Source organism: Paracoccaceae bacterium Fryx2, from assembly GCA_032334235.1.
Classification (GTDB): Bacteria; Pseudomonadota; Alphaproteobacteria; order Rhodobacterales; family Rhodobacteraceae; genus JAVSGI01.
In genome coordinates this window covers 1170841-1192115 of the sequence record JAVSGI010000005.1, presented here as the reverse complement: position 1 = coordinate 1192115, position 21275 = coordinate 1170841, and the positions used below count along the sequence as shown (strand labels likewise).

The 21275-nt window shown below is 60.9% G+C and carries 15 protein-coding genes and 4 pseudogenes; 4 read left to right on the top strand and 15 right to left on the bottom strand.

Going from position 1 to position 21275, the window contains the following annotated elements:
- The first annotated feature begins 26 nt into the window (after nt 1-26).
- Nucleotides 27-1679 (top strand): IS66 family transposase, encoded by a 1653-nt coding sequence (locus RNZ50_14880; protein MDT8856277.1) that lies wholly within the window; start codon nt 27-29, stop codon nt 1677-1679.
- Between the two features lie 262 nt (nt 1680-1941).
- Here RNZ50_14880 and RNZ50_14875 read toward each other — a convergent pair whose 3' ends face one another.
- The 9 genes and pseudogenes from RNZ50_14875 to RNZ50_14835 form a co-directional block, all read right to left on the bottom strand.
- Nucleotides 1942-2610 carry an RES family NAD+ phosphorylase gene (locus RNZ50_14875; protein MDT8856276.1) on the bottom strand — a complete coding sequence of 223 codons (669 nt, stop codon included), beginning with the start codon at nt 2608-2610 and terminating at the stop codon, nt 1942-1944.
- The gene (locus tag RNZ50_14870; protein ID MDT8856275.1) at nt 2610-3308 is read right to left on the bottom strand and encodes a hypothetical protein; all 699 of its coding nucleotides are present in this window, start codon (nt 3306-3308) and stop codon (nt 2610-2612) included. The genes RNZ50_14875 and RNZ50_14870 overlap by 1 nt, the downstream gene beginning before the upstream one ends.
- A 644-nt stretch (nt 3309-3952) precedes the next feature.
- Nucleotides 3953-5116 (bottom strand): DUF3387 domain-containing protein, encoded by a 1164-nt coding sequence (locus RNZ50_14865; protein ID MDT8856274.1) that lies wholly within the window; start codon nt 5114-5116, stop codon nt 3953-3955.
- Nucleotides 5117-5252: 136 nt separating this feature from the next.
- A complete protein-coding gene (gene istB / locus RNZ50_14860) occupies nt 5253-6014 on the bottom strand; it encodes an IS21-like element helper ATPase IstB (protein ID MDT8856273.1) in 762 nt (253 codons plus the stop codon).
- Nucleotides 6015-6026: 12 nt separating this feature from the next.
- Nucleotides 6027-7565 carry an IS21 family transposase gene (istA, locus tag RNZ50_14855; GenBank protein MDT8856272.1) on the bottom strand — a complete coding sequence of 513 codons (1539 nt, stop codon included), beginning with the start codon at nt 7563-7565 and terminating at the stop codon, nt 6027-6029.
- Nucleotides 7566-7652: 87 nt separating this feature from the next.
- Complete coding sequence (locus RNZ50_14850; protein MDT8856271.1) at nt 7653-9020, bottom strand: hypothetical protein; 1368 nt, start codon at nt 9018-9020, stop codon at nt 7653-7655.
- 69 nt (nt 9021-9089) lie between these two features.
- The gene (gene istB, locus RNZ50_14845) at nt 9090-9905 is read right to left on the bottom strand and encodes an IS21-like element helper ATPase IstB (GenBank protein ID MDT8856270.1); all 816 of its coding nucleotides are present in this window, start codon (nt 9903-9905) and stop codon (nt 9090-9092) included.
- Nucleotides 9902-11408, bottom strand: a pseudogene (gene istA / locus RNZ50_14840) (IS21 family transposase). The gene istB (RNZ50_14845) and the pseudogene istA (RNZ50_14840) overlap by 4 nt, the downstream one beginning before the upstream one ends.
- Before the next feature lie 567 nt (nt 11409-11975).
- Nucleotides 11976-12710, bottom strand: a complete 735-nt coding sequence (locus RNZ50_14835; protein ID MDT8856269.1) for a calcium-binding protein — start codon at nt 12708-12710, stop codon at nt 11976-11978.
- Between the two features lie 298 nt (nt 12711-13008).
- On the opposite strand from RNZ50_14835, the gene RNZ50_14830 reads away from it, so the two are divergent.
- Nucleotides 13009-14304 (top strand): calcium-binding protein, encoded by a 1296-nt coding sequence (locus RNZ50_14830; GenBank protein ID MDT8856268.1) that lies wholly within the window; start codon nt 13009-13011, stop codon nt 14302-14304.
- A 160-nt stretch (nt 14305-14464) separates the two neighbouring features.
- Here RNZ50_14830 and RNZ50_14825 read toward each other — a convergent pair.
- A pseudogene (locus RNZ50_14825) lies at nt 14465-14827 on the bottom strand (transposase).
- On the opposite strand from RNZ50_14825, the pseudogene RNZ50_14820 reads away from it, so the two are divergent.
- Nucleotides 14826-15086 (top strand): annotated as a pseudogene (locus tag RNZ50_14820) (IS21 family transposase). The pseudogenes RNZ50_14825 and RNZ50_14820 overlap by 2 nt on opposite strands.
- Before the next feature lie 57 nt (nt 15087-15143).
- Here RNZ50_14820 and RNZ50_14815 read toward each other — a convergent pair.
- On the bottom strand, nt 15144-16370 hold the full coding sequence (locus RNZ50_14815) for an IS256 family transposase (GenBank protein ID MDT8856267.1): 1227 nt from the start codon (nt 16368-16370) through the stop codon (nt 15144-15146).
- A gap of 178 nt (nt 16371-16548) precedes the next feature.
- On the bottom strand, nt 16549-17685 hold the full coding sequence (locus tag RNZ50_14810; protein ID MDT8856266.1) for a Fic family protein: 1137 nt from the start codon (nt 17683-17685) through the stop codon (nt 16549-16551).
- 315 nt (nt 17686-18000) lie between these two features.
- Between RNZ50_14810 and RNZ50_14805 the strand changes: the two genes are divergently transcribed.
- Nucleotides 18001-19227 (top strand): IS256 family transposase, encoded by a 1227-nt coding sequence (locus tag RNZ50_14805; protein ID MDT8856265.1) that lies wholly within the window; start codon nt 18001-18003, stop codon nt 19225-19227.
- A 64-nt stretch (nt 19228-19291) separates the two neighbouring features.
- On the opposite strand, the pseudogene RNZ50_14800 reads toward RNZ50_14805, so the two are convergent.
- The 3 genes and pseudogenes from RNZ50_14800 to RNZ50_14790 form a co-directional block, all read right to left on the bottom strand.
- Nucleotides 19292-19687: pseudogene (locus tag RNZ50_14800) on the bottom strand (recombinase family protein).
- A complete protein-coding gene (locus tag RNZ50_14795; GenBank protein ID MDT8856264.1) occupies nt 19687-20187 on the bottom strand; it encodes a DUF2924 domain-containing protein in 501 nt (166 codons plus the stop codon). The pseudogene RNZ50_14800 and the gene RNZ50_14795 overlap by 1 nt, the downstream one beginning before the upstream one ends.
- A gap of 397 nt (nt 20188-20584) precedes the next feature.
- Nucleotides 20585-21160, bottom strand: a complete 576-nt coding sequence (locus tag RNZ50_14790; GenBank protein MDT8856263.1) for an ImmA/IrrE family metallo-endopeptidase — start codon at nt 21158-21160, stop codon at nt 20585-20587.
- Nucleotides 21161-21275: the final 115 nt, after the last annotated feature.

Here is a 21275-nt window from a genome sequence, read left to right as displayed (position 1 = left end):
CCTGATCGGCTCGGCTATGAATCCGCATGTCGCAGCCCTTCGATCTCAGCCAGTTTCCCGACCTTCCTCCGGAGGTCGTAAAGGCGTTCGAGACCGCGCAGTTCGAGCTGTCGGTCGAGCGCGCAGCACGCCAGCACGAGCAGGCAGTGGTGGCCGAGAAAGACGCCTTCATCACCGAGTTACAGGCGTTGATCGAGAAGCTGGAAGGCCAGGTTCAGGATTACCGCCGCACCAAGTTCGGGCCAAAATCGGAAAAACTGGATCCGGCGCAGTTGGAGCTGGCGCTGGAGGATCTTGAGACGGCCATCGCCGAGACCCAGGCGCAGATTGCCGCCGTCGAGGAAAAGATCGCAGCCAGCGAGACCGACCCGGAGAAGAAGGTGCCGCGCAAGAAGCGCAAGGCGCGCGCCTTGCCGCAAAGCTTGCCGCGTGTTGAGCGTGTGATTGAGCCAGACAGCATTACCTGCCCTTGCGGCTGTGGCGACATGGTCAAGATCGGCGAGGACCGGGTCGAGCGGCTGGATTATATCCCTGCGAGCTATCAAGTGATCGTCTCTGTCCGCCCGAAATACGCCTGCCCCAAAGGGCGCACCGGCGTGGTGCAAGCCAAAGCCCCAGCGCATCTGCTGGAGGGCAGTTGGCCGACCGAGGCGCTGCTGGCACAGATTGCCGTGTCCAAGCATTCCGAACACATGCCGCTGAACCGACAGGCCGTGGTCATGGCGCGGCTTGGGGTGCCGATCGACCGCTCGGTTCTGGCTGACTGGATGGGCCGGACCGGCGCGCTGATTGCACCCGTGGTCGATCACATGGCCAATCGGCTGATGGCGGAGAGCACGCGGCTTTATGTCGACGAAACCACCGCCCCGGTGCTGGATCCCGGGCGCGGAAAAACCAAGACAGGCTACCTTTGGGCGGTCTTGCGCGACGACCGGGGCTGGAACGGCACCGCACCGCCGGGTGTGGTATTCCACTACCGTCCTGGGCGTCAAGGGGAATATGCCGCCGAGATATTGCATGGCTTTAACGGCACGATCCAGGTCGATGCCTATGGCGCTTATACTCACCTTGCCACGCCAAAACGCACGGGCGGCGATCCATTGCGTCTGGCGTTCTGCTGGGCGCATGGACGACGCAAACTGATCAAGGCCAAGCCCAAGAAGGGTTCGCCCATCGTGGACGAGGCGCTGTTGCGCATCGCCGCGCTCTACAAGATTGAAGATCAAATCCGTGGCTCGGATCCTGAGCAGCGCCGGGCCGTCCGCCAGAGCCAGTCCCGCCCCTTGCTGGATGCGTTCTTCACCTGGCTGGCAGCTCAGGCCGCGCGTGTCTCTCGCAAATCAGAACTCGGGGAGGCCATGGCTTACATGTTACGCCGCGAAGAGGGCTTCCGGCTCTTTCTTGACAATGGTCGCGTCGACATCGACTCCAATCTCGTCGAAAATGCCATCCGCAGCCCTGCAATGAATCGCCGCAACGCGCTTTTTGCCGGTCATGACGAAGGCGGTCGGAACTGGGCCCGCTTCGCCAGCCTGATCGGTTCCTGCAAGATGAATGGCGTGGAGCCATACGCCTATCTGAAGGACCTGTTCACGAAGCTGGCCAACGGTCATCTCGACAAGGACATCGACGCGCTGATGCCTTGGACACACGCCACGGCCTCCACCCCCTCACAATGAGCTCATCCAAGAGTCCCCAGTGAGCTCGTTCTGAGTGCTCACTGCCCCAAAAATATCAGCTGAATGCGCCGGAAATCCCGCCCGCAAGCGAAATCTCTATGGGGCGGGGACGGCGCATACTGAGGTTCCACCCGATTCCTTCGCTGAAATCTCCGGTGCGGTAATTGACGGGGTAGCTGATGTTCCAGAAGTTTGGGCGGTAAGCCGATTTTGTAGTTGGGGTGTGACCGAGTTGTGGATAGGTTTTAGTTTAGGCAAAGGCTCAAACTTCAACATAGTCGATGGAAAGGCTATCGGCGATGCTGCAAATTTCATCATGGCACTCTTCTTCTACTAAAGTGCGCGTGGAGAGCCCCTCGAACGCATCTTGCGGAACGCGGTCGCCAAACAGAACGACTGCATACTCCGGTCCGTTCTGAAGCGATGTGTAATATAGGCCTTGAGCGGTAGGACAGGCAGCATGGATTTTTTCGGCCCAAGCCCGCGTATCCGGATAAGTAAATGTGGGGCCTGTCACTAAAACGTTCCTATCAATACCAATCTTTCTCTGCCCAGAGGTGGTTAGATCAACGAGGAGAACGCTTTTTTTTAATCTGATATGACTGTGGCTATAGTCGGCGAAATCTGATGGAAATACAATCGTTTCGGAAGGCATATCATCTTCTGAGAGCAGGTCGTCTGGACATCGAAGGATGATTTCACAGACCGCTGTCTCAAAGGATTGCGCAGCGTAGATGGTTGGAATTGCGGACCCATCAGTTTTACAAATAGGGGAAAACCGCGCGCTTCCCTTCCCAGAATTATTAAATTGAGTAGCCCCGTATTGGGACAGGTGAAGGCGATGAAGGTCCGTCTCCGCATCCAAGGTCACAAAGGTTTCTTTGCCGATCTTCATTGTCTGCGGAGATGGAATTGTCAGTGTGAACTTCATTAACCATGTTCCACCGGCTGGATGGCGCGCTCAAATGCAGCAATGACCGCGTCATGATCGCTCCGAAGTGCGTCAGCAGGGGTATCTTCAAACTCGGCGTGTGGTCGCGTCAGCCAGTAGAGCAGCCGGAAGTTACTCCAGTTATCGGGTTTCATCTCAATGAGCTTGATGACAGCGGGGAAGATCCGGCGCTCATCAATGTCGAACTGGAAAAGCGGGTAGGTGGCACGCCCATCAACGGTGAATCGTAGGACTTCATTTTTGTCTTCTTTACGCTTCATTGTAGATGAGGCGTTCGAGCTAGAGAGCCCGAGTAGTTCACAGGCCTGAGCTTGATCAGCCATGGCCGTATTGGCAAGGATTTTTTCCTGCAACCTTGCGCGGCTCAGGGCCGTTTTGAGCGCCTTGTCGTCGCCTTTCACCATACTCTCACGGAGCATGGCTCTGTACGCTCGGACAAGCTGATCGACTTCCTCCTGGAAGCGAACATTCAACGTGCGTTCAAGAAGTTTAGTATCGGCAATGTTGCCGCGCTTCGTCTTATGCCCTGCAGCAACTGTTTCGTCCGTTACCTTTTTTGCAGGATTCACTTCAACGATAACTTTGCCGCTGCCTGCGCTGAAGGCATTCATAAGATTGGATTTATAGATCCTGCGAGGCGAATACTTTTTGTGATTTCCAAGTGTCGCGGCAACCATGGGAGCCATCCTGAGTGTTTGTTAACTTTATTTTGTACTTTGGTATAATCGATATAGTGTAAGTCTTGTGTATCGTATGTCGCGTTATACGTCAAGGATTCCTTGCCGCCTCGCTTTGTTGCGGCAGACTCGCCATCCGTAACACTACGGACAACAGCTTGCTTCCCGCCTGAAGAACTCAGATGTGGCCACGAGCGCATTGTTCAGTAAGATCCCGGAAGTAGCTCAACTTGGCGCGTGCTACGGTTCGCTGCCAGAACCTTTCGAACCGGATGACTTTCGAACTTATGTCCGCCTCAATGATTACAATGGCTTAGGTATCAGAGAGGGTTTGCTACCAGACCCTTTCCCTCCGCCACTTGCCCTTGCGAAACGTGTCTCTCGATCCGGCTGCGGCCGGATTTTTCCGTTGTTTTCGGGGGTTATGCGGGAGGGGCTTTTAACCGGCACATCCCCGAGATGGTCAGAAAGCTTTCTCTCCGGGCCGATATTCTCCAGACCTGTTAACCGCCGCCGTTTCGGTGAACAAATGCAAGGCTCTGTATCTAAACGATTATGTTTGTGTACGGTCTCGTGCAAGTTCGACAAGCCAGGCGCCATTCGCGCAGGACCTTGGTCGAACCCACGGTGGTCTATGGCTCTGATTATGCCGCTCTAGCGAAACCACCACTCACGGCTTGCTGCCAAACGTGAACATAGACGCTTGCCGCCAACGCCTTCTTTTCATCCGGAGTGAAAGGCGGAGATGGCAAACTCGCGAATACTTCGTCCAAGATGAAGACCTCGACATCGGCTTTGGTCTGCTCTTTCTCCCAGAACCGGTCAAGCTCGGCCAACCGGGACTTTATCGAGGCCAGCAGGTCGCGGCTCGCCTGCTTAACCCGGTCTCGGGACGTATTGTCCATGTTCTCCTTCAGAAGCAGATCGAAAAGGGCGAGTTCGTCCTCTCCGAGCCCTTCCTTCGTTGCTCGCTTTTGTTCCTCGTCCAAGCTGTTTACGAGTTCGACCAACCTGCGGAACGTTTCCTCAATCGTCGTACGGTCTTTTTCCCTGTTGTAGTCAGCAATGATCGCTTCGTACTTCACCTGATAGTCCATGCGGGCCGGATTGCGCGCAAGCATCTCCGCGAGCCTTTGTTCGACGATCTCGCGAATGTCCTGAAGCACGGTCGACTTACGCCTGACCTTCTTCGCAAATTCACTTCTCAGTTTTTCGAGGTCAATCTGGCTTAGGTCGAACGTCAATCCCTCCGCCTGGTCTTCCCCTGGTGCCTGTGTCCGGATAGCTTCATTAACGATCCGATGCAGTTCTTTCAGCAGTTCTGTCACGTCTGCGGTGTCGCGCCTTTCGGTCAGCTTCTTGTAGATCGCCTCGAGGTTGTCATGCCGCTCGGCATGGGCCCATGCGCTCGGCTCCATCAACAACGCCTTGAAGCGGATGAAGACCAAGCGCGCGAGGATTTCGAAGCGACGCTTGGATTCGTCCGTGGAATAGACCGCATCAACCGCGTCCTTGAGTCCTTTGATGCGGACAAAGCCCTTCGATCCCAGCAGCGTGGCAGGGTCAAACCCCAAGCCTCGCAGGTGTGCCTCGGTCGCCTCGATGGCTTCGAGGAACGCCTGCACACGTTCTTCTATTGGGGCAACAATCTCTTCCCCGCCCGATCCGTCATCACCCAGAGCGTATTGGGCCAAGGCCGCCCGAAGGCTGGCGAGCATCCCGTTGTAGTCCACAATCAGGCCGAAATCCTTGCCCGGATACACTCTGTTTGCCCGAGCTATGGCCTGCATGAGCGTGTGCGCCTTCATCGGCTTGTCAATGTACAGCGTGCGGATTTCGCGGAGAATGGGCGCTGATTTCGCGCGATCGTGGGCACGCGTTTCGCGCCATTCTGGGCAGTCATTTCACGGGATCGTGGGCAGGCTGGCCGACGCTTTCATGGAGTCAGGCTTGAACGATTTGGTCAAGCTTTTTTGTGACGGCGGAGCGCCTGCGCAGGCTTTCACCTGAGAGGGTGAGGCGGTGTGCGTTGTGAACGAGGCGGTCGAGGATGGCATCTGCGAGCGTTGGGTCGCCGATGGCTTCGTGCCACTGGTCAACGGGGAGTTGGCTTGTGACGATGGTGGAAGCGCGGCCGTGGCGGTCTTCGAGGATTTCCAGCAGGTCACGGCGCTCCGGGGCGGTGAGGACGGCGAGGCCCCAATCGTCAATGATCAGCACATCCATGCGGGCGATGGTTTTGAGGATGCGTTCATGGCGGCCATCGCCACGGGCCAGAGCAAGGGCCTCGAACATGCGCGGCGCACGTTGATAGAGGACGGGCCGCCCATCCCGGCACGCCTTGTGGCCAAGGGCGCAGGCGATCCAGCTTTTGCCCAAACCGGTCGGCCCGGTTATCAGCAGGTTCTCGTGCCGGGCGATCCAGCCGCCATCGGCAAGATGCGCCATGACACTGCGGTCAAGACCACGTGGGCTGCGCAGGTCCAGATCCTCGACGCTGGCATCTTGGCGCAGAGCCGCAAACTTGAGCCGGGAGGCCAGTTTCTTGGTGTCGCGCTCTGCAGCCTCGCGGTCGACCAGCAGGCCGAGACGCTCTTCGAACGAGAGGGCGTCGAAGGCGGTTGACCTGCGTTGTTCTTCGAGCGCCGATGCAATGCCGGTCAGGCCGAGCGCCAACAGTCGGTCGTGGGTGGGATGGGTCAGCATTTTAGTCCTTTCTCAATGGTAATAGCTGCCGCCACGAATGTTGGCGTGCTGGAGGGGGGCGACCTCTTCGGAGCCTTCCAGGAAGGCGCGATCGAGGCCGGTCTTGAGGATCGAACGAATGGAGGTGACGGTGCGGGCCCGGATGGTCACACCCCGCTGGCAGGCCGCATCAACGCGCTCCGGCCCATAGGTTTTGACCAAGGCCAGCACACCCAGGCAGGTGCGGAACCCCTGTTCAGGATGGGGGCGGTCAGCCATCACCATCTCGCAAAAGGCGGCGACGGCGGGGCCGGTCTTGGTTGCCTGCGCCAGCATTCTGGCCGGGGTCCATTCGGCAAAGCGACGATGGGCCGATGGCATATGGTCGGCCACGGTGACATGGCTGCGCCGCCCCGGGGTGCGCACGTGGCTCGCAACCCTCTGACCACGATGGAATATCTCGACCGTCTGGCCGCTTGTGCGAACATCGACCTCTTGTTTGATCAGCGCGAAGGGCACGGAATACCATGAGCTGTCGACCTCAACGTGATAGTCGGGTGCCACGCGGGCGCGCTTCCAGCGGGCGAAGACATAAGGTTCGGGCGGTAGGGGCTGAAGATTGGGCCGATCCAAAGTGGCAAACAGATCGGCGCGGCTGGCGCCATAGCCGCGCATCACGCGCATGTTCAACTCGTCCAGCAGCCGCCGGATCGCCACGTTCAACTCGGCCAATGAGAAGAACCGGTGGTTCCGCAGCCGCGCCAGAATCCAGCGTTGTGCCACTTGGACAGCCACTTCCACCTTCGCCTTGTCCCGGGGTTTGCGCGGCCGGGCGGGCAGAACGGCGGTGCCATAATGCGCCGCCATCTCGGCATAGGTCCGGTTCAGCCCCGGATCAAACCGGTCTGCCTTGATCACGGCGGACTTCAGATTGTCCGGAACCACCGCCTTTGGCACGCCGCCCAGAAAGGCGAACATCCGGATATGCGCGAGGATCCAATCTTCCAACCCCTCCGATGCCACCGCCTCGGCATAGGTGTGATTCGATGCCCCCATTGCCGCCACGAACAGCTTCATGGCCCGCGCTTCGCCGGTCGTGGGGTCGATCACGTCGATGGTGTCGCCGGCAAAGTCGACGAACACCTTCTCGCCGCCCACATGTGTCTGGCGCATCGTCGGGCGCACCCGACCCTTCCAAGCCTCGTAATGCGTGCAAAACCAAGTATAGGCAAAACCCCCGGGGTGCGCGGCACGGTATTCTTCCCAGAGCAGCATCCGCGTCACCCCAGGGCGGCGCAACTCGCGGTCAATCTCCGCCCAGTCGGGCACAAGCCGCTCCGCGTCCGGCACCGTGGGCGGGGCTGGAAACAAAAGAAGTTCAAGGCTGTCGTCATCGATCCCCTCCGGCAAGGGCCACGTGAGCCCGGCATGACGCGCCCGTTGGGTGTAGCTTCCGACGCTCCCCTTGCTCAGACCGAGGGAAGCGGCAATGGACCGCTCGCTCAGGCCTTGCCCAAGCTTCAATCGCAAAACATCTCGTATCCGGCGCATGTTCAATCGTCCTGTCGGCATCAAGCCACCCCTTCATTCCTGAAGGCGCAACTATCCTCAATTTGCCGACCAGACCTGCCCGCGATCCCGCGAAATCAGTGCCCAGCTTCACGCGAAATGACTGCCCATGATCCCGTGAAATCGATGCCCACCATCAAGCGAAACACGCAGACATTCGCTCGGCAATGCCTCGGGCGCGACCGATATGATACGCAGGCTGATGCGATGCACTGCGCTAAGGACTTCAGCAATATCCCTTGTGGCCCTTGTCGTGGGCCCGTCGCAATGATGAATGACGATTTCGACAGCCCTGCCACCGGCTTCGGCGACGACCGATGCAACGACAGTGTGCAGGTATTCGGGAGCAGATCCTGCCGCGACCAACACGGCTATTCGTGGCGGGCGCAGGCGCTGCCCGAACTTGGTGAGACGGTGCCGCCAGACCGGTCTGGCGGCCATCATGGCGGGCAAGCATCGCGCGAGTGGTACCGCCGCCACGTCCAGTGGTAAGCCCCGGAACACGTCAGGTAAAAGCGCGTTCGTCAATGGGTCGTTTAGCGAGGTTCCGGCACCAACTCTGCCGGACAGATAGAGAGGAGCGATTGTCGCCGATCCGGCGCAGCGTGGAACGCCCGCAACGAGCCCAGCCAAAACGGCCCCGTGTGAGGAATGCCACTCAAGACGATCGCAAGGAATGTCGACAAGAGCACTCTGAAGGTCCAGACGTACAGCATGTAGAAGTTCGCGCGGATCATCCACACCGATCATGTAAAGGAGACCTGCCGAAGATTGGGACAGATGCAGCATCTTTGTTGTCGGCTCTGAGGCAGGGGGGCATTCAAGCTCGCGCTTCAGGATCGCGACGTCCGCCTGTGCTTCTGCGAGACGTTCGACAAAGGCGAGCGCTTTATCGCGGACCTCGGCGGTGCGTTTTGCGAGCCAGCCTGCAAGCGGTCGCGGCGTTACGTCACCTGCCATGCCGAGGCACAGGAGCGTCTGTCCGACTGTGACGATTTCCGCGTCTTTTGGGAGGGGCCGAGCAACGAGAAGATGGAGCAAACGGCGACCGTCAATAACCTCCTCTGCCATGGTGATCTCAGCGACACGCTGCGATCGTCCGTTCGCCAACAAGGTCACGGCGTCCAAGGGGGGCAGTTCCACGCCGACGGGAAGGTGCCAGGAGAGAATCCACGCGCGCCGACCCACGGGGATGCGTGCCGCGAGTGTAACATGCTGTCCAAGCCGCTTGATCAGCTGATCTGACAATTCGCTGAACTCGCCAATCTCGCCGTTTCCGAAAAGAGAGGCACCGGTCGTGAGCAGGAGTTTCAGAAGACGAAGGCTTCCTGCCCGGTCAAGACCGGCAAGAAGAGCGGTAGGATCAGCGAGCGGAGATTGGAGGGCAAAGGGATCGATTGCCGCGAGAACGACGCTATTGCCCGAGAGCGCAAGCGCGTGTAGCGCGTCAACCAGCATGTCCGTGACCGTCAACCACGTTGGCCGGTTTTAGGCCGCTGGGTTGGCGTATCTGGAATTGTTTTTCGCTCAGCCTTCTCCTTTGTCCTTGTTGTCGGCGATGGTTGTCGTTGGCGGTCTGCTCAGCGCCTCTTTGTTGGAGGCGGCCGCGCGCTGGCGGAAGCTTTCGGCATTCATCTCCAGGATCGCTGCGTGATGAACCAGCCGGTCGATGGCGGCGACGGTCATCGCCTTGTCCGGGAAGATCTGGTCCCAGCCGCTGAAGGGCTGGTTGGCGGCGATGGCGATGCTGCGGTATTCGTAGCGCCGGGCGATCAGTTCGAAGAGCACGCCGGTTTCGGCCTGATCCTTGTGGGCGTAGGTGATGTCGTCGAGGATGATCAGGTCGAACTTGTCGAGCTTGGCGAGCGCGGCTTCGAGCACCAGATCGCGGCGGGCGGCCTGAAGTCGCTGCACCAGATCGCTGGTGCGGGTATAGAACACGCGGTGTCCCCGCTCGATCAGGGCATGGCCTATCGCGCAGAGAATGTGCGTCTTGCCCGTGCCGGAATTGCCGATGGCGATCAGATTGCCGCCACCCTCCAGCCAGTCGCCGGCCGCCAGAGCTTCCACCCGGGCGCGCGGCAGGGTTGGCAGCGCCTTGAAGTCGAAGGTCGCCAGCGTCTTGCCAGCCGGTAGCTGTGCCTCGTTCATGTGGCGCTGAATGCGGCGCATGTCGCGCTCAGCCAGTTCGTATTCCGCAAGGACGGCCAGGAAGCGGGCGGCAGGCCAGCCTTCGGTGTCGGCACGGGTGGCGATGTCGGCCCAAAGCTTGTGGAAGCTGGGCAGGCGCAGCGCGGTCAGCATGCTGGGCAGCGTGTGGATGTCGATCTCGCGGGAGGTCATGCGCAGGCTCCCAGAAGGGCATCGAAGCTGTCGAGCGAGGGATGGGCGACGGCGACATCTGTCGGCAGCGCCGTTTGCTTGGGGCTCAGGCGGAGCGTCAGCAGGTCAGGGTCCGGCACCCGGCCGGCGTCGAGATCGTCCGCCAGGAGATGTGCCAGTTCCGCCTCGCAGGCCCGGTCGTGGGCGATGAACAGCAGGTCGACCATCCGGCGGCAGGCGTCGCGGCGGGGCAGATCGCGCTGCAGCACCTTCCAGGCCTCAGCGTATTCGGTTCGCGGGAACAGGCTGTCGCGGTAGATCGAACTCCACAGGGCCTGCGGCTTGCGCCGCAGGGCATGGATGACGTCGAACCGGAGGTTCGCCTCCGGCGAAACGTGGTAGTTGATGACATGCACGCGATGGCCATCGCCGCGACCACGCGCCCTTGTATGGCTAACGACCAGGGTGCTGCCGAGAAAGGCCTCAAGGCGATCGTCGTAAAGGTGGACCCGCAAGCGCTGCCCGATCAGCTGCGACGGGGCGCTGTAGAAGATGCTCTTGACCAGAAAGCCGCTGGTGCGGGTGACCGGAACCACGGTCTCTGTAAAGTCGGTGGTGCGCCGGGGCGGCAGGGGCTTCAGATGCGCCCGTTCCACCTGCGTGGCCGCCGCCCGCTGCCGGTTGCGCCGTGCCACCAGAATGTCGAACGAAGCGCCGGTAGTCCTCGATGCTGGCGAAGTCGCGGCTGCCGCGCAGGATCAGCGCCTGTTCGATGGCTTTCTTGAGGTGCCGGTTCTGGGATTCCACCGCGCCGTTCTCATGAGCTTCCCCGCGGTTGTTGCGACTGGCCTCCATGCCGTAATGGCCGACGAAGGCATTGTAGCGCGTGGTGATATCCTGGCGCTGGTCAGCCGTCAGGTTGCGGAAAGCGGCCGAGAGGCTGTCGGTGCGATGCTCCTGTGGTGCCCCGCCGAGGGACCACAGCGCCTGCTGCAGGTTCTCGGCAAGGGCCGTGAAGCTTTCCCCGCCCAGGACCACAGCGACATGTTCCCACCGGCTGTAGACCATGACGAAGTGGTAGAGCAGATGCGGGAATAGCTGGCCCGCGATCGTCACCTCCAGCTCCTCGGCATGAGTGAAGTCGGACTGGGCCATGCGGCCCGGCTCCGGCGTCTGGCGGAAGATGGTGTCGCGCTCGGGTCCGTTCAGCGCCCGCCACTGCCGCACCCGCCGTTCCAGGGTGCGCCGGATGCGGTCATCGGGGAAGGCCAGCGGATGCAGGCCCTGAAGGTGGCGCAGCAGGGTGACGGCCTGCAAGGCGCTGTCCCTCTCCAGCAAAGGAAGGATGTCGCCCTCCCAAAAGCCTTCGAGGGGATCGGCCACCGTGCGCCCGTGAACAATCTTGCGGTTCGAGGGCAGCGTCGGATTGGCATCGAACCGTCGGGCCGTGCGCTCGCTGAACCCGGCGCGGGCGGCCGACGTGCGCTGACTGTGATATCGGAGGTCGGACATGTATAATCTCAATTGCTGGTCGTTGATGGGTTTGTAGGCCAACCCGGATCCTCCGTTTGACGGCAGAGGAACCCGGCTTACCAACCCGCAGCGACCAGCACCTTCCCCGAAATCAATCAAGCCGGTGGGGCTGCCCTCCAGACGGGCATGCCCGTCTTCCGTTCAGCCCCACCGGCCAAGGTGGTTGTCGGCACCGGCCAAGATGGTTGTCGCGCAACAAGCGCGTGACGGCACAGATGTTCTGCCGACTGGGACATGAGAAAGACATGCCGCGCGCCGCCGTTTGTCAAGGTAAGGCTTGTGACTGCGATCGGCCCTTCGACCGAACGGCCATCGAGAGATGCCGACAAATGCTGCCGACCGTGGGGCGCAGGCCACTTGGCATCGAAGAAGACCGCAGAACGTGACGCGGACAGCGGGACAATCCTCGCCGACGATGCGGTCGTGTCTGGCCGTTGCGGTGGTGACGAAAACGCTGCCTGAAAGGCCATTTTTGGAGCACCGGCAATTTTTTTTCGGGGTATGGGGCCGATCTGATTTATGCGGGTCAGATCGGCCACCTTGATCACATGAAAGTCGTTAGACAATCGTGAAGAAACTCTCGGGATCGGCGGAGATATCGTCAAACGAAACACCCCTGAGGAGGATACTGTCGCCCTGCCCAAAATCTATCAGCGTTCCCGCATCACCAAGGTCGATCGCAAAGTCTGCGACGCTCGCCGCACTTTCGAGGGTAAGACCGTCAAGCGAGCCTGCGATCTGGATCAGGTCACCTTCCGAGAAGTCCATGATGACGTCACCGCCGCCAGAAAAGACAAACAGGTCGTCCCCCGCTCCGCCGAATAGGACGTCGTCTCCGGCCCCCCCGTCGATTACGTCATCCCCGGCATCGCCGTAAAGGATGTCATCCCCGGCACCGCCGGACAGGACATCATTGCCTGTGCCCCCTTGAACCTTGTCGTCGCCTGCGCCGCCCTCGACCGTGTCGTCGCCGGACCCGCCGACCATCGAGTCATCACCATCACCACCGGCCATGACGTCGTCACCCGCCCCGCCGAGCACTGTATCGGCACCCTCACCCCCAGCGAGGTCGTCGTCACCCGCCCCGCCCAGAATCAGATCGTCGCCGTCGCCTCCGTCGATCGTGTCGTCACCGGATCCACCATTGAGCAAGTCCGATCCGTTGCCGCCGTCGATGATATCATCGCCTGAGCCTGCGATAACTGTATCTTGACCATCTCCCGCTCTGATGAAGTCACTCGCTGACGTGCCGACTACAAAATCATTGAAAGCCCCACCGGGAATTGTTGCCATGTGTATTTCTCCAAGTAAACAGCCTCTGCACCCACTGATCTTTGCATCGCAAATCCTTGCTGAATTACTAAGATGGCCCCTCGAATTTTACCGAAACGATCCGCAATTGAAGGCAATTTCTTAATAATATGGGCAAAATTCTAATGATGTAGGATCATTCGATCTGGAAAATTGCTTGGTTTATGGCCATTGATCAGGCAAAAGTAGAACGCAAATCTGCAACTCAGTGCAAGCGTAGGGCTGATTTGAAAGACCAATTGGAAGAAAGACGTAACTGTTCATAAGATGGAGAGTGTCCATGCATGCATCTGTATCGCCAATTGTGAGCGACGAGATGAGTAATGCCGCGGTCAAGTCTGAACGCTCTAACGCTGCCGTAACGGCGGTTCCCAACTCCATTACCGCACAACTCATCTGGTTTACCGGCTCAGAGTCCGGAGATGTCTTTTTTGGAACCGATTTTTCAGACAGGATGGAGGGGAAAGGCGGCAATGATTTCCTGAGTGGTGGCGGGGGAGATGACCTGATTTTTGGCGGCACCGGCTTTGATTTTCTGCGTGGTGGCGCAGGGAACGATCAGCTGTTGGGCGGCGCTGACAATGACGTTCTGACTGGCGACGACGACAACGATACACTGCATGGCGGCGGCGGATCAAACCTTCTTCTCGGGGGAGCAGGCGATGATATTCTTGATGTCCGCTGGTCGACTTACGAGAACGGGACCGAGGATTTTGGTCTTTGGCGGGACGAAAAGCGCCTTGCCACGGACGAGATGTACGGCGGCGACGGAAACGATATCCTGGAAGGGTCGTTCGGAACGGACATCCTCTACGGCGACGCGGGTAACGACTCCCTGCGCGGCCAAGATGGAGATGACCGTCTGTTCGGCGGGGTCGGCAATGACACCTTGCGTGGGGACAACGGAGCCGACCAGCTTGATGGCGGTGCCGGCAACGATATAATCTGGGGCGGTGCCGGAGACGACGTTCTGTTCGGCGGTGAGGGGCGCAACGCGCTTTACGGCGATGCAGGAGACGATCTGATCAACGGTGGCGATGGCCGGGACTCTCTTTATGGTGGGTCTGGCAACGACGTGATCCGGGCCGGTGCCGACAACGACCATGTTGATGGTGGACACGGTGATGATACGATCTTCTTGGGGGACGGTGATGACTTTGTTGCAGCCATCGATGACCTTGGCCGCGGCGACGACGTGATCTATGGCGAGGGCGGCAATGACTGGATACATGGCGGCCGTGGCGACGACCTGGTCTATGGCGGCGATGGCGATGACAGACTAAACGGTGGCGCTGGCACCGATGTCCTAACGGGAGGTGCCGGATCAGATATTTTTGAGTTCCGCAGCCAGCATGGAAACGATGTTATCACAGATTTTACTGCCGAGGACGATCTGTACATCACGACCCGGATAAATGGCCTTGTAGATCTCGATGCCAGTGGCCTCGTGGCTCGCATTACCGAATTCAACGGTGGCACTTTGCTCGACTTGGGAGAAGATAATTCGATCTTTTTTATCGGAATAGATCCGATTGCACTTGAGACCATTCTGCAGGCCAATCTGCACTATCTGTAGGGCACCTCTATCAATCGGGTCCCGCGGCACAGAACGGGTAGATGACGGCGGAGTTCAGGCGACCGTCGAGGCAGTCTGCGAACTGCTGGTGTTGAGGGTGCCGCACAGGGCGGTCCGGTCGGCAGCCGACCACGGAGCCGGACGCCCCGTGGAGCCATGGTCATGCCGGGTTCGGGTGCAACCGCCGCAGCTGGCCGAGACGTCGCATGTTGTAGGCGAGGTTCTTAAAGCCGATCTTCACCTTCGCCCGTCCCAGGCTGATCGTGCGCTCGATCACGCCACCCATGTCGTTGGCCTGAGCGCCGAAGCCGTGCTCGACCCGCACCCGGATGCTGGATTTCGTCCGGTTGCCCTAATTGCCGCGCTCGCCGATAGGGCGGTTCCGCTGCCCCTTTCGGTGGATCCGGCTCCGCAGGCCGGCGGTCTGCAGTTTCGTCTCGATCTCGGCCGAGTGGTAGGCGGCATCGGCCCAGACGTCCCTCGCCGTGTTCGTCCTTGTCAGCAGCGAATCCACCTTCTGACTGTGCCACAGCCGGATGATGTTCGTGCGGGCCTACATGCGCGAGAGCCAGGAGATGGTTTTTGACGCGCATGACCGGGCGTTCGCCTTCTTCAGGGGCACCTGCACGCGAGGCATCTACGACAACATGAAGACGGCTGTGGAGGCGGTCTTCACCGGGAAGGACCGGCACTACAACCGCCGCTTTCTGCAGATGTGCAGCCATTACCTTGTCCAACCTGTCGCCTGCACACCCGCCTCAGGCTGGGAGAAGGGCCAGGTCGCGAATGCTGTGGAAATTCCCTGGCGGTGTGGTCCGGGCATGTGAAGGTTCGGTTTCTCAGACGGCTGCGTCAAGAGGTATCGGGTCGAGGGGCTGGGAAAGCGTCTCCCAGCCGTCGACCTTGCGCATCTGGATCTGACCGGATGCCAGCAGCGCCCAGAGCAGCATCGGCACGGTCTCGGCGCAGGGCAGCACGGTCTGGGTCTTGACGCGGCGACGGAACTCCTCGTTCAGCCGTTCGATGGCGTTGGTGGTCCGGGCCGACTTCCATTGCGAGGGATCGAGGCGGGTGAAGCTGAAGAGCCGGTCCCCTGCTTCTTCAAGGCTGTCGGCAACGGCCTTGCACTTGAGCTGCCACTTGCGCAGGAATGCCTTGCGGCGGGTCTCGATCCCGGCGGCGGTGTCGGCGCAGATCATGTCGCGGTAGTCCTCGGTCAGCTCGTCGTGCAGGTGCCTGGGCGCGTGCGCCAGCAGGTTTCGGTGCTTGTGGACCGTGCAGCGCCGGATCGGCAGAGCCTCGCCCCAGAGCGCGACCAGAGCGGCTTCAAGCCCGGGAGCGCCATCGACGATGACGAATTCGGGCCGCTTCAGACCGCGGGCATCAAGGTCGTCGAGGAACTGGCGCCAGGCAGATGTGCTCTCTCCGCCCATGTTCTTGATGGATAACAATACCTTCTGCCCGTCGCGGCGGATGCCGATCGCCGCCAGCACCGAGATGTTGGTGGCCTTGCGGTCCAGCCGGGTCCGGATCACGGTGCCGTCGAGGATCAGCCGGACGATGTCCTCGTCGGCCAGGCTGCGGGCCGACCAGGCATCCCAATCCACCTTCACCTTGCGCCAGGCCCGGCTGACCACATCCTTGCTGACGGCGCCCTCGAACAGCCCGAACAGCGCCCGCTTGACGCGCCGGGTGTTGGTCCCGGCAAGATAGACCGCCGCGATCAGCGCCTCGGCCTTCTTCGTCAGCCGCTGGTAGCGCGGCAGCGCCTTCGAGCGCCATTCCTTAGCCTTGCCGTCCTCGTCCTCGACCCGGGCGCGGGGCACGCGCACCGTTTCGGTGCCGAAGGTGCCGGTCAGCTGCCGCTCGCGGTGCCCGTGGCGATAGCCCTTCGCCTTCTCGTCGCCGCGACCGTAGCGCATGCGGCCGAGAAACTCGGCCAGTTCCTCTTCAAACATGGTCTCGATGGTCGCGCGGACGCTTGCCCGCAGGCGCTCCTCGATCGGGTCATACCCGGTCGTGTCGGGCAGTAGCGAAAAGGCCGAGCTGTCGGTAATGTCGTTCATGGCGTGATCTCCCTGGCGGTTGGCGCCGCCGGCTGGGTGGGTTTCAGTTCACCCGGAGATTACGCCGCCTTCAAATTTCCACCACTCCCGCGACACCACCTTGGTGGACACTAACCGGCACTATCAGAACGCGGCAGAGCGGTCAGGCCGGACGCTTACTGGCGGGCGCGCGTGGTCGTCAAATCACCAGCTCGTAGCTTGTGCTGCGGCCACCAGCTTCCCCTTTGCGAAGAAGCCCCAGATTCAGCAACGCCGCGATATCGCGGTTCGCGGTGTCTTGAGAGCACTTCGCGATGGTCGCCCATTTGGACGATGTCATCTTGCCCTCGAAGCCGTCAAGCAGTCTGTTCAGGATCCTGATCTGGCGTTCGTTCAGCGCCAGTGCTGCGGCGCGTTCCCAGAACTGGGCCTTGGCGATAACTGCTGCCAGGACGCCATCGGCGCCATGAATTGTCCGACCAAGGCAGGAAAGGAACCAGGTCAGCCATTCCGTCACATCCGTCGCCGCCTTCTGGGTGCGCTCCAGCTCATCATAATAGTCTGACCGCTCCACCCGGATCTGCGCCGACATGCTGTAGAACCGCTGCGGGCTGCCCTCGGATCGTGCAAGCGCAAGATCAGCGATAGCGCGGGCGATCCGGCCGTTGCCATCCTCGAACGGGTGGATCGTCACGAACCACAGATGCGCCAGGGCCGCCTTGATCACCGGATCGGTGGCCAGCGGCGCGTTGAACCATGTCAGGAACGCGCCCATCTCCGCCGCGACCCTGTCGGCTGGAGGGGCCGCGAAGTGGACGCGCTCTCGGCCGACCGGTCCCGACACCACCTGCATGGGCCCCGAACTGTCGTCGCGCCAATCGCCGACGCGGATGCGTGTCATGCCGCTGCGCCCGGTGGGGAACAGGGCGGCATGCCAGCCGAACAGACGCTCCGCCGTCAAGAGTGCCGTGTAATTCCGGGTCGCATCTAGCATCACCTCGACGATGCCCTCGACGTTGCGATCGGTCGGGGGCAGGGCCCCGATGTCGATGCCAAGACGGCGGGCGAGCGATGACCGGACCTGTGTGGCGTCCAGCGCCTCGCCTTCGATCTCGCTGGTCTTGAGCACATCCTGTGTGAGGGTCTGCAGCACGGCTTCTTCGCGCAGCTTGAATCCAAGTGATTCCATCCGGCCGATCAGGCGACCTTGATCGTGCCGCACTGCCGCAAGCGGTGTCGCGATGCTCGCATCGCGCCAGGTCAGCGTCGGCCAGTCCGGCCTTTCCCAGATGTACATCCTAAACTCCGCGCTAAGTGCGGCGATTATGCATGCCATTCACCGCATCCGCAAGGCATAACGCCGCAAGACATGCGGAGATTATGGCGGCCAATCTCCGCAACGATCCACATGATTGCTGGCACGGAAACAAGGTTGCAGCCACCAGCTGCCAAAGCACAAGCTGGCTGGAATAGGGTACAGGGCACATACTATTGATTCGGTTGCAACAAAGACCACTGTTCGGATTTCTCATGAACCCCTTTGGCACGACAGGTGGTGTCGCGGGAGTGGTGGAAATTTGAAGGCGGCGTAATCTCCGGGTGAACTGAAACCCACCCAGCCGGCGGCGCCAACCGCCAGGGAGATCACGCCATGAACGACATTACCGACAGCTCGGCCTTTTCGCTACTGCCCGACACGACCGGGTATGACCCGATCGAGGAGCGCCTGCGGGCGAGCGTCCGCGCGACCATCGAGACCATGTTTGAAGAGGAACTGGCCGAGTTTCTCGGCCGCATGCGCTACGGTCGCGGCGACGAGAAGGCGAAGGGCTATCGCCACGGGCACCGCGAGCGGCAGCTGACCGGCACCTTCGGCACCGAAACGGTGCGCGTGCCCCGCGCCCGGGTCGAGGACGAGGACGGCAAGGCTAAGGAATGGCGCTCGAAGGCGCTGCCGCGCTACCAGCGGCTGACGAAGAAGGCCGAGGCGCTGATCGCGGCGGTCTATCTTGCCGGGACCAACACCCGGCGCGTCAAGCGGGCGCTGTTCGGGCTGTTCGAGGGCGCCGTCAGCAAGGATGTGGTCAGCCGGGCCTGGCGCAAGGTGAAGGTGGACTGGGATGCCTGGTCGGCCCGCAGCCTGGCCGAAGAGGACATCGTCCGGCTGATCCTCGACGGCACCGTGATCCGGACCCGGCTGGACCGCAAGGCCACCAACATCTCGGTTCTGGCGGCGATCGGCATCCGCCGCGACGGGCAGAAGGTATTGTTATCCATCAAGAACATGGGCGGAGAGAGCACATCTGCCTGGCGCCAGTTCCTCGACGACCTCGACGCCCGCGGTCTGAAGCGGCCCGAGTTCGTCATTGTTGACGGCGCTCCCGGGCTTGAAGCCGCTCTGGTCGCGCTGTGGGGCGAGGCTCTGCCGATCCGGCGCTGCACGGTCCACAAGCACCGCAACCTGCTGGCGCACGCGCCCAGGCACCTGCACGACGAGCTGACCGAGGACTACCGGGACATGATCTGCGCCGACACCGCCGCCGGGATCGAGACCCGCCGCAAGGCATTCCTGCGCAAGTGGCAGCTCAAGTGCAAGGCCGTTGCCGACAGCCTCGAGGAAGCAGGGGACCGGCTCTTCAGCTTCACCCGCCTCGATCCCTCGCAATGGAAGTCGGCCCGGACCACCAACTCCATCGAACGGCTGAACGAGGAGTTCCGTCGCCGCGTCAAGACCCAGACCGTGCTGCCCTGCGCCGAGACCGTGCCGATGCTGCTCTGGGCGCTGCTGGCATCCGGCCAGATCCAGATGCGCAAGGTCGACGGCTGGGAGACGCTTTCCCAGCCCCTCGACCCGATACCTCTTGACGCAGCCGCCTGAGAAACCGAACCTTCACATGCCCGGACCACACCGCCAGGGAATTTCCACAGCATTCGCGACACGACCGCCCCATGGATGTGGTGGTGTTGAAAGACTGCGTTACCGAGACGAAGGTCACGCCATTGCGGTCGAAGACCTCGACCAGCTTGGAAAAGTCCATCAGCGAACGGCTGAGGCGGTCGATCTTGTAGACCACGACGACGTCAACCAGCCCATCCTCGATGTCGGCAAGCAGCTGCTTGAGTCCGGGCCGGTCAAGAGTGCCGCCGGAAAACCCGCCATCGTCATAGCGCTCTCGCGTGGCGACCCAACCCTCGGAGCGCTGGCTGACGATGTAGGCTTCGCAGGCTTCGCGCTGGGCGTCGAGGCTGTTGAATTCCATGTCGAGCCCTTCCTCGCTCGACTTGCGTGTGTAGATGGCGCAGCGCAGTCGGCGGTTGGGGCGGGCGTTGATGTCCATCACGCTTCCTCCCGTTTCCGCTCGCGCAAACCAAAGAAGCGGTATCCGTTCCAACGCGTGCCGGTAATCTCACGCGCCACGGCCGAGAGCGATTTGAATTTCCGGCCCCGCCAGTCGAAACCGTCCTTCAGCACGGTGACGGTCTGCTCGACCCCATCCCATTCGCGGATGAGCTTTGTGCCCACCACCGGATTGCGAGGATCGGCGATCTGGTGCTTGCGCCGATTGTGCCCTTCGACCTCGTCGGCCAGCAGGTCAAGCATGCGGCGGGTTTCGCGATCAGGTCCGCCGTAGGTCAGCTCCTGCAGCCGATACGCGATCCGAAGCTCCAGAAACGCTCGGCTGTTGTTCGGGGCGGCGGTGCCGATCAGCTTTTCCCATTCGGCCTTCAACTCCTTCACGGACATGGCTTTCAAAGCGGCCAGGCGCGACAGAACCGTCTGATCCAGGCGTGGGTCTTGGCCTGGTTTCGTGGGTGATATCCTATTGTGATGCTTCATCAATTCCTCCGATGCGGATACGTTTCGCACGACGACCACCGCTCTTTCGGGGCGATAAGTCCACGAAACTGTCTCCGCCGTCGGCAGATAAATCGCTGGACCTGGCGACGTTCAGGCGAGCGACGCCAGCCGCCAGAACGCGGCCGATCTCCGCGAGGCGCGCCTCGGCCGACATCCGGTCAGGGCATAGGGGGTTGGGCCCCGAGATCGGGCTCTCTGATGTGGGTGACATGGCGACTTTTCGCGATTGGGATGATGGCCAAAAGGTATCGCAAAATCCGGAAAACACAAGCCTTTCAGTATCTTGTGGACAGTCGCGGCTTATGAGAAGTACCGCGTATCCCTGCGCAATATCGCTGCCGATTTGTTGGCCGCCAAAGGCGATCGCCACAGCGAATCAGCCTGCGTTGCCGCTCATGAACTTGTCGAAGGTGTCGAGAGTGGGTTCTTCCTCGAGTTCAGCCATCTCCCATCGCGACGGGGCACGGTCGGGATAGAGCAGCAGTGAAATCGACATCTCGTTGCCGGGTGAGAACACGGTCATTTCGTGCACGGGTTCAGCGCCAAGCCAGATGCCAGCCGGGTGCAGACGGCCGTGGCGCCCGGTGTCCCAGTCCACCTCTTGCGCAGCCAGGGAGGCAGCTGGCAGCTCGACCACGGTCTGACGGGCAGCATAGTAGATGCCCGACCAGATCAACGGTTCGCTGGACCATGCCCAGTCGATGAAGCCTTCCTTGCCGACCACGATCATGGCGCGCTTGTCGGTGATGGTCATCCATTTCAGGATCGCCGCGGTCAGCGACACGGCATAGCGGTCCGACAATTCGGTCATCACGTCGATGTCGATGACCCGTCCCTTGATTTGCTCACGGAAATCATCGAGCGGCATCAACAGGTAGGAGGCGAAGGTATTGGCCTCCCCTTCGATCCTGTTCCGCGCCTCATCCCAGTCAGCCAGTTGCGGTTGGTGCATTTGAGGCCGCCGGGATGGGCACGTCTGTGGAGCAGGTAGTGGCCCAGTTCATGCGCCAGCGTGAAGTTGCGCCGTCCCGCGGACCGGATGGTTTCGTTATAGATGATACCCCATT

Coding starts and splice junctions, on each gene's coding strand:
- istA (MDT8856272.1), bottom strand. CDS start 7,565: ATGCCGACAGGACGATTGAACATGCGCCGGATACGAGATGTTTTGCGA.
- RNZ50_14810 (MDT8856266.1), bottom strand. CDS start 17,685: ATGGCATGCATAATCGCCGCACTTAGCGCGGAGTTTAGGATGTACATC.
- RNZ50_14870 (MDT8856275.1), bottom strand. CDS start 3,308: ATGGTTGCCGCGACACTTGGAAATCACAAAAAGTATTCGCCTCGCAGG.
- RNZ50_14880 (MDT8856277.1), top strand. CDS start 27: ATGTCGCAGCCCTTCGATCTCAGCCAGTTTCCCGACCTTCCTCCGGAG.
- RNZ50_14815 (MDT8856267.1), bottom strand. CDS start 16,370: ATGAACGACATTACCGACAGCTCGGCCTTTTCGCTACTGCCCGACACG.
- RNZ50_14875 (MDT8856276.1), bottom strand. CDS start 2,610: ATGAAGTTCACACTGACAATTCCATCTCCGCAGACAATGAAGATCGGC.
- RNZ50_14790 (MDT8856263.1), bottom strand. CDS start 21,160: ATGCACCAACCGCAACTGGCTGACTGGGATGAGGCGCGGAACAGGATC.
- RNZ50_14795 (MDT8856264.1), bottom strand. CDS start 20,187: ATGAAGCATCACAATAGGATATCACCCACGAAACCAGGCCAAGACCCA.
- RNZ50_14865 (MDT8856274.1), bottom strand. CDS start 5,116: ATGAAGGCGCACACGCTCATGCAGGCCATAGCTCGGGCAAACAGAGTG.
- istB (MDT8856273.1), bottom strand. CDS start 6,014: ATGCTGACCCATCCCACCCACGACCGACTGTTGGCGCTCGGCCTGACC.
- RNZ50_14805 (MDT8856265.1), top strand. CDS start 18,001: ATGAACGACATTACCGACAGCTCGGCCTTTTCGCTACTGCCCGACACG.
- RNZ50_14830 (MDT8856268.1), top strand. CDS start 13,009: ATGCATGCATCTGTATCGCCAATTGTGAGCGACGAGATGAGTAATGCC.
- RNZ50_14835 (MDT8856269.1), bottom strand. CDS start 12,710: ATGGCAACAATTCCCGGTGGGGCTTTCAATGATTTTGTAGTCGGCACG.
- istB (MDT8856270.1), bottom strand. CDS start 9,905: ATGACCTCCCGCGAGATCGACATCCACACGCTGCCCAGCATGCTGACC.
- RNZ50_14850 (MDT8856271.1), bottom strand. CDS start 9,020: ATGCTGGTTGACGCGCTACACGCGCTTGCGCTCTCGGGCAATAGCGTC.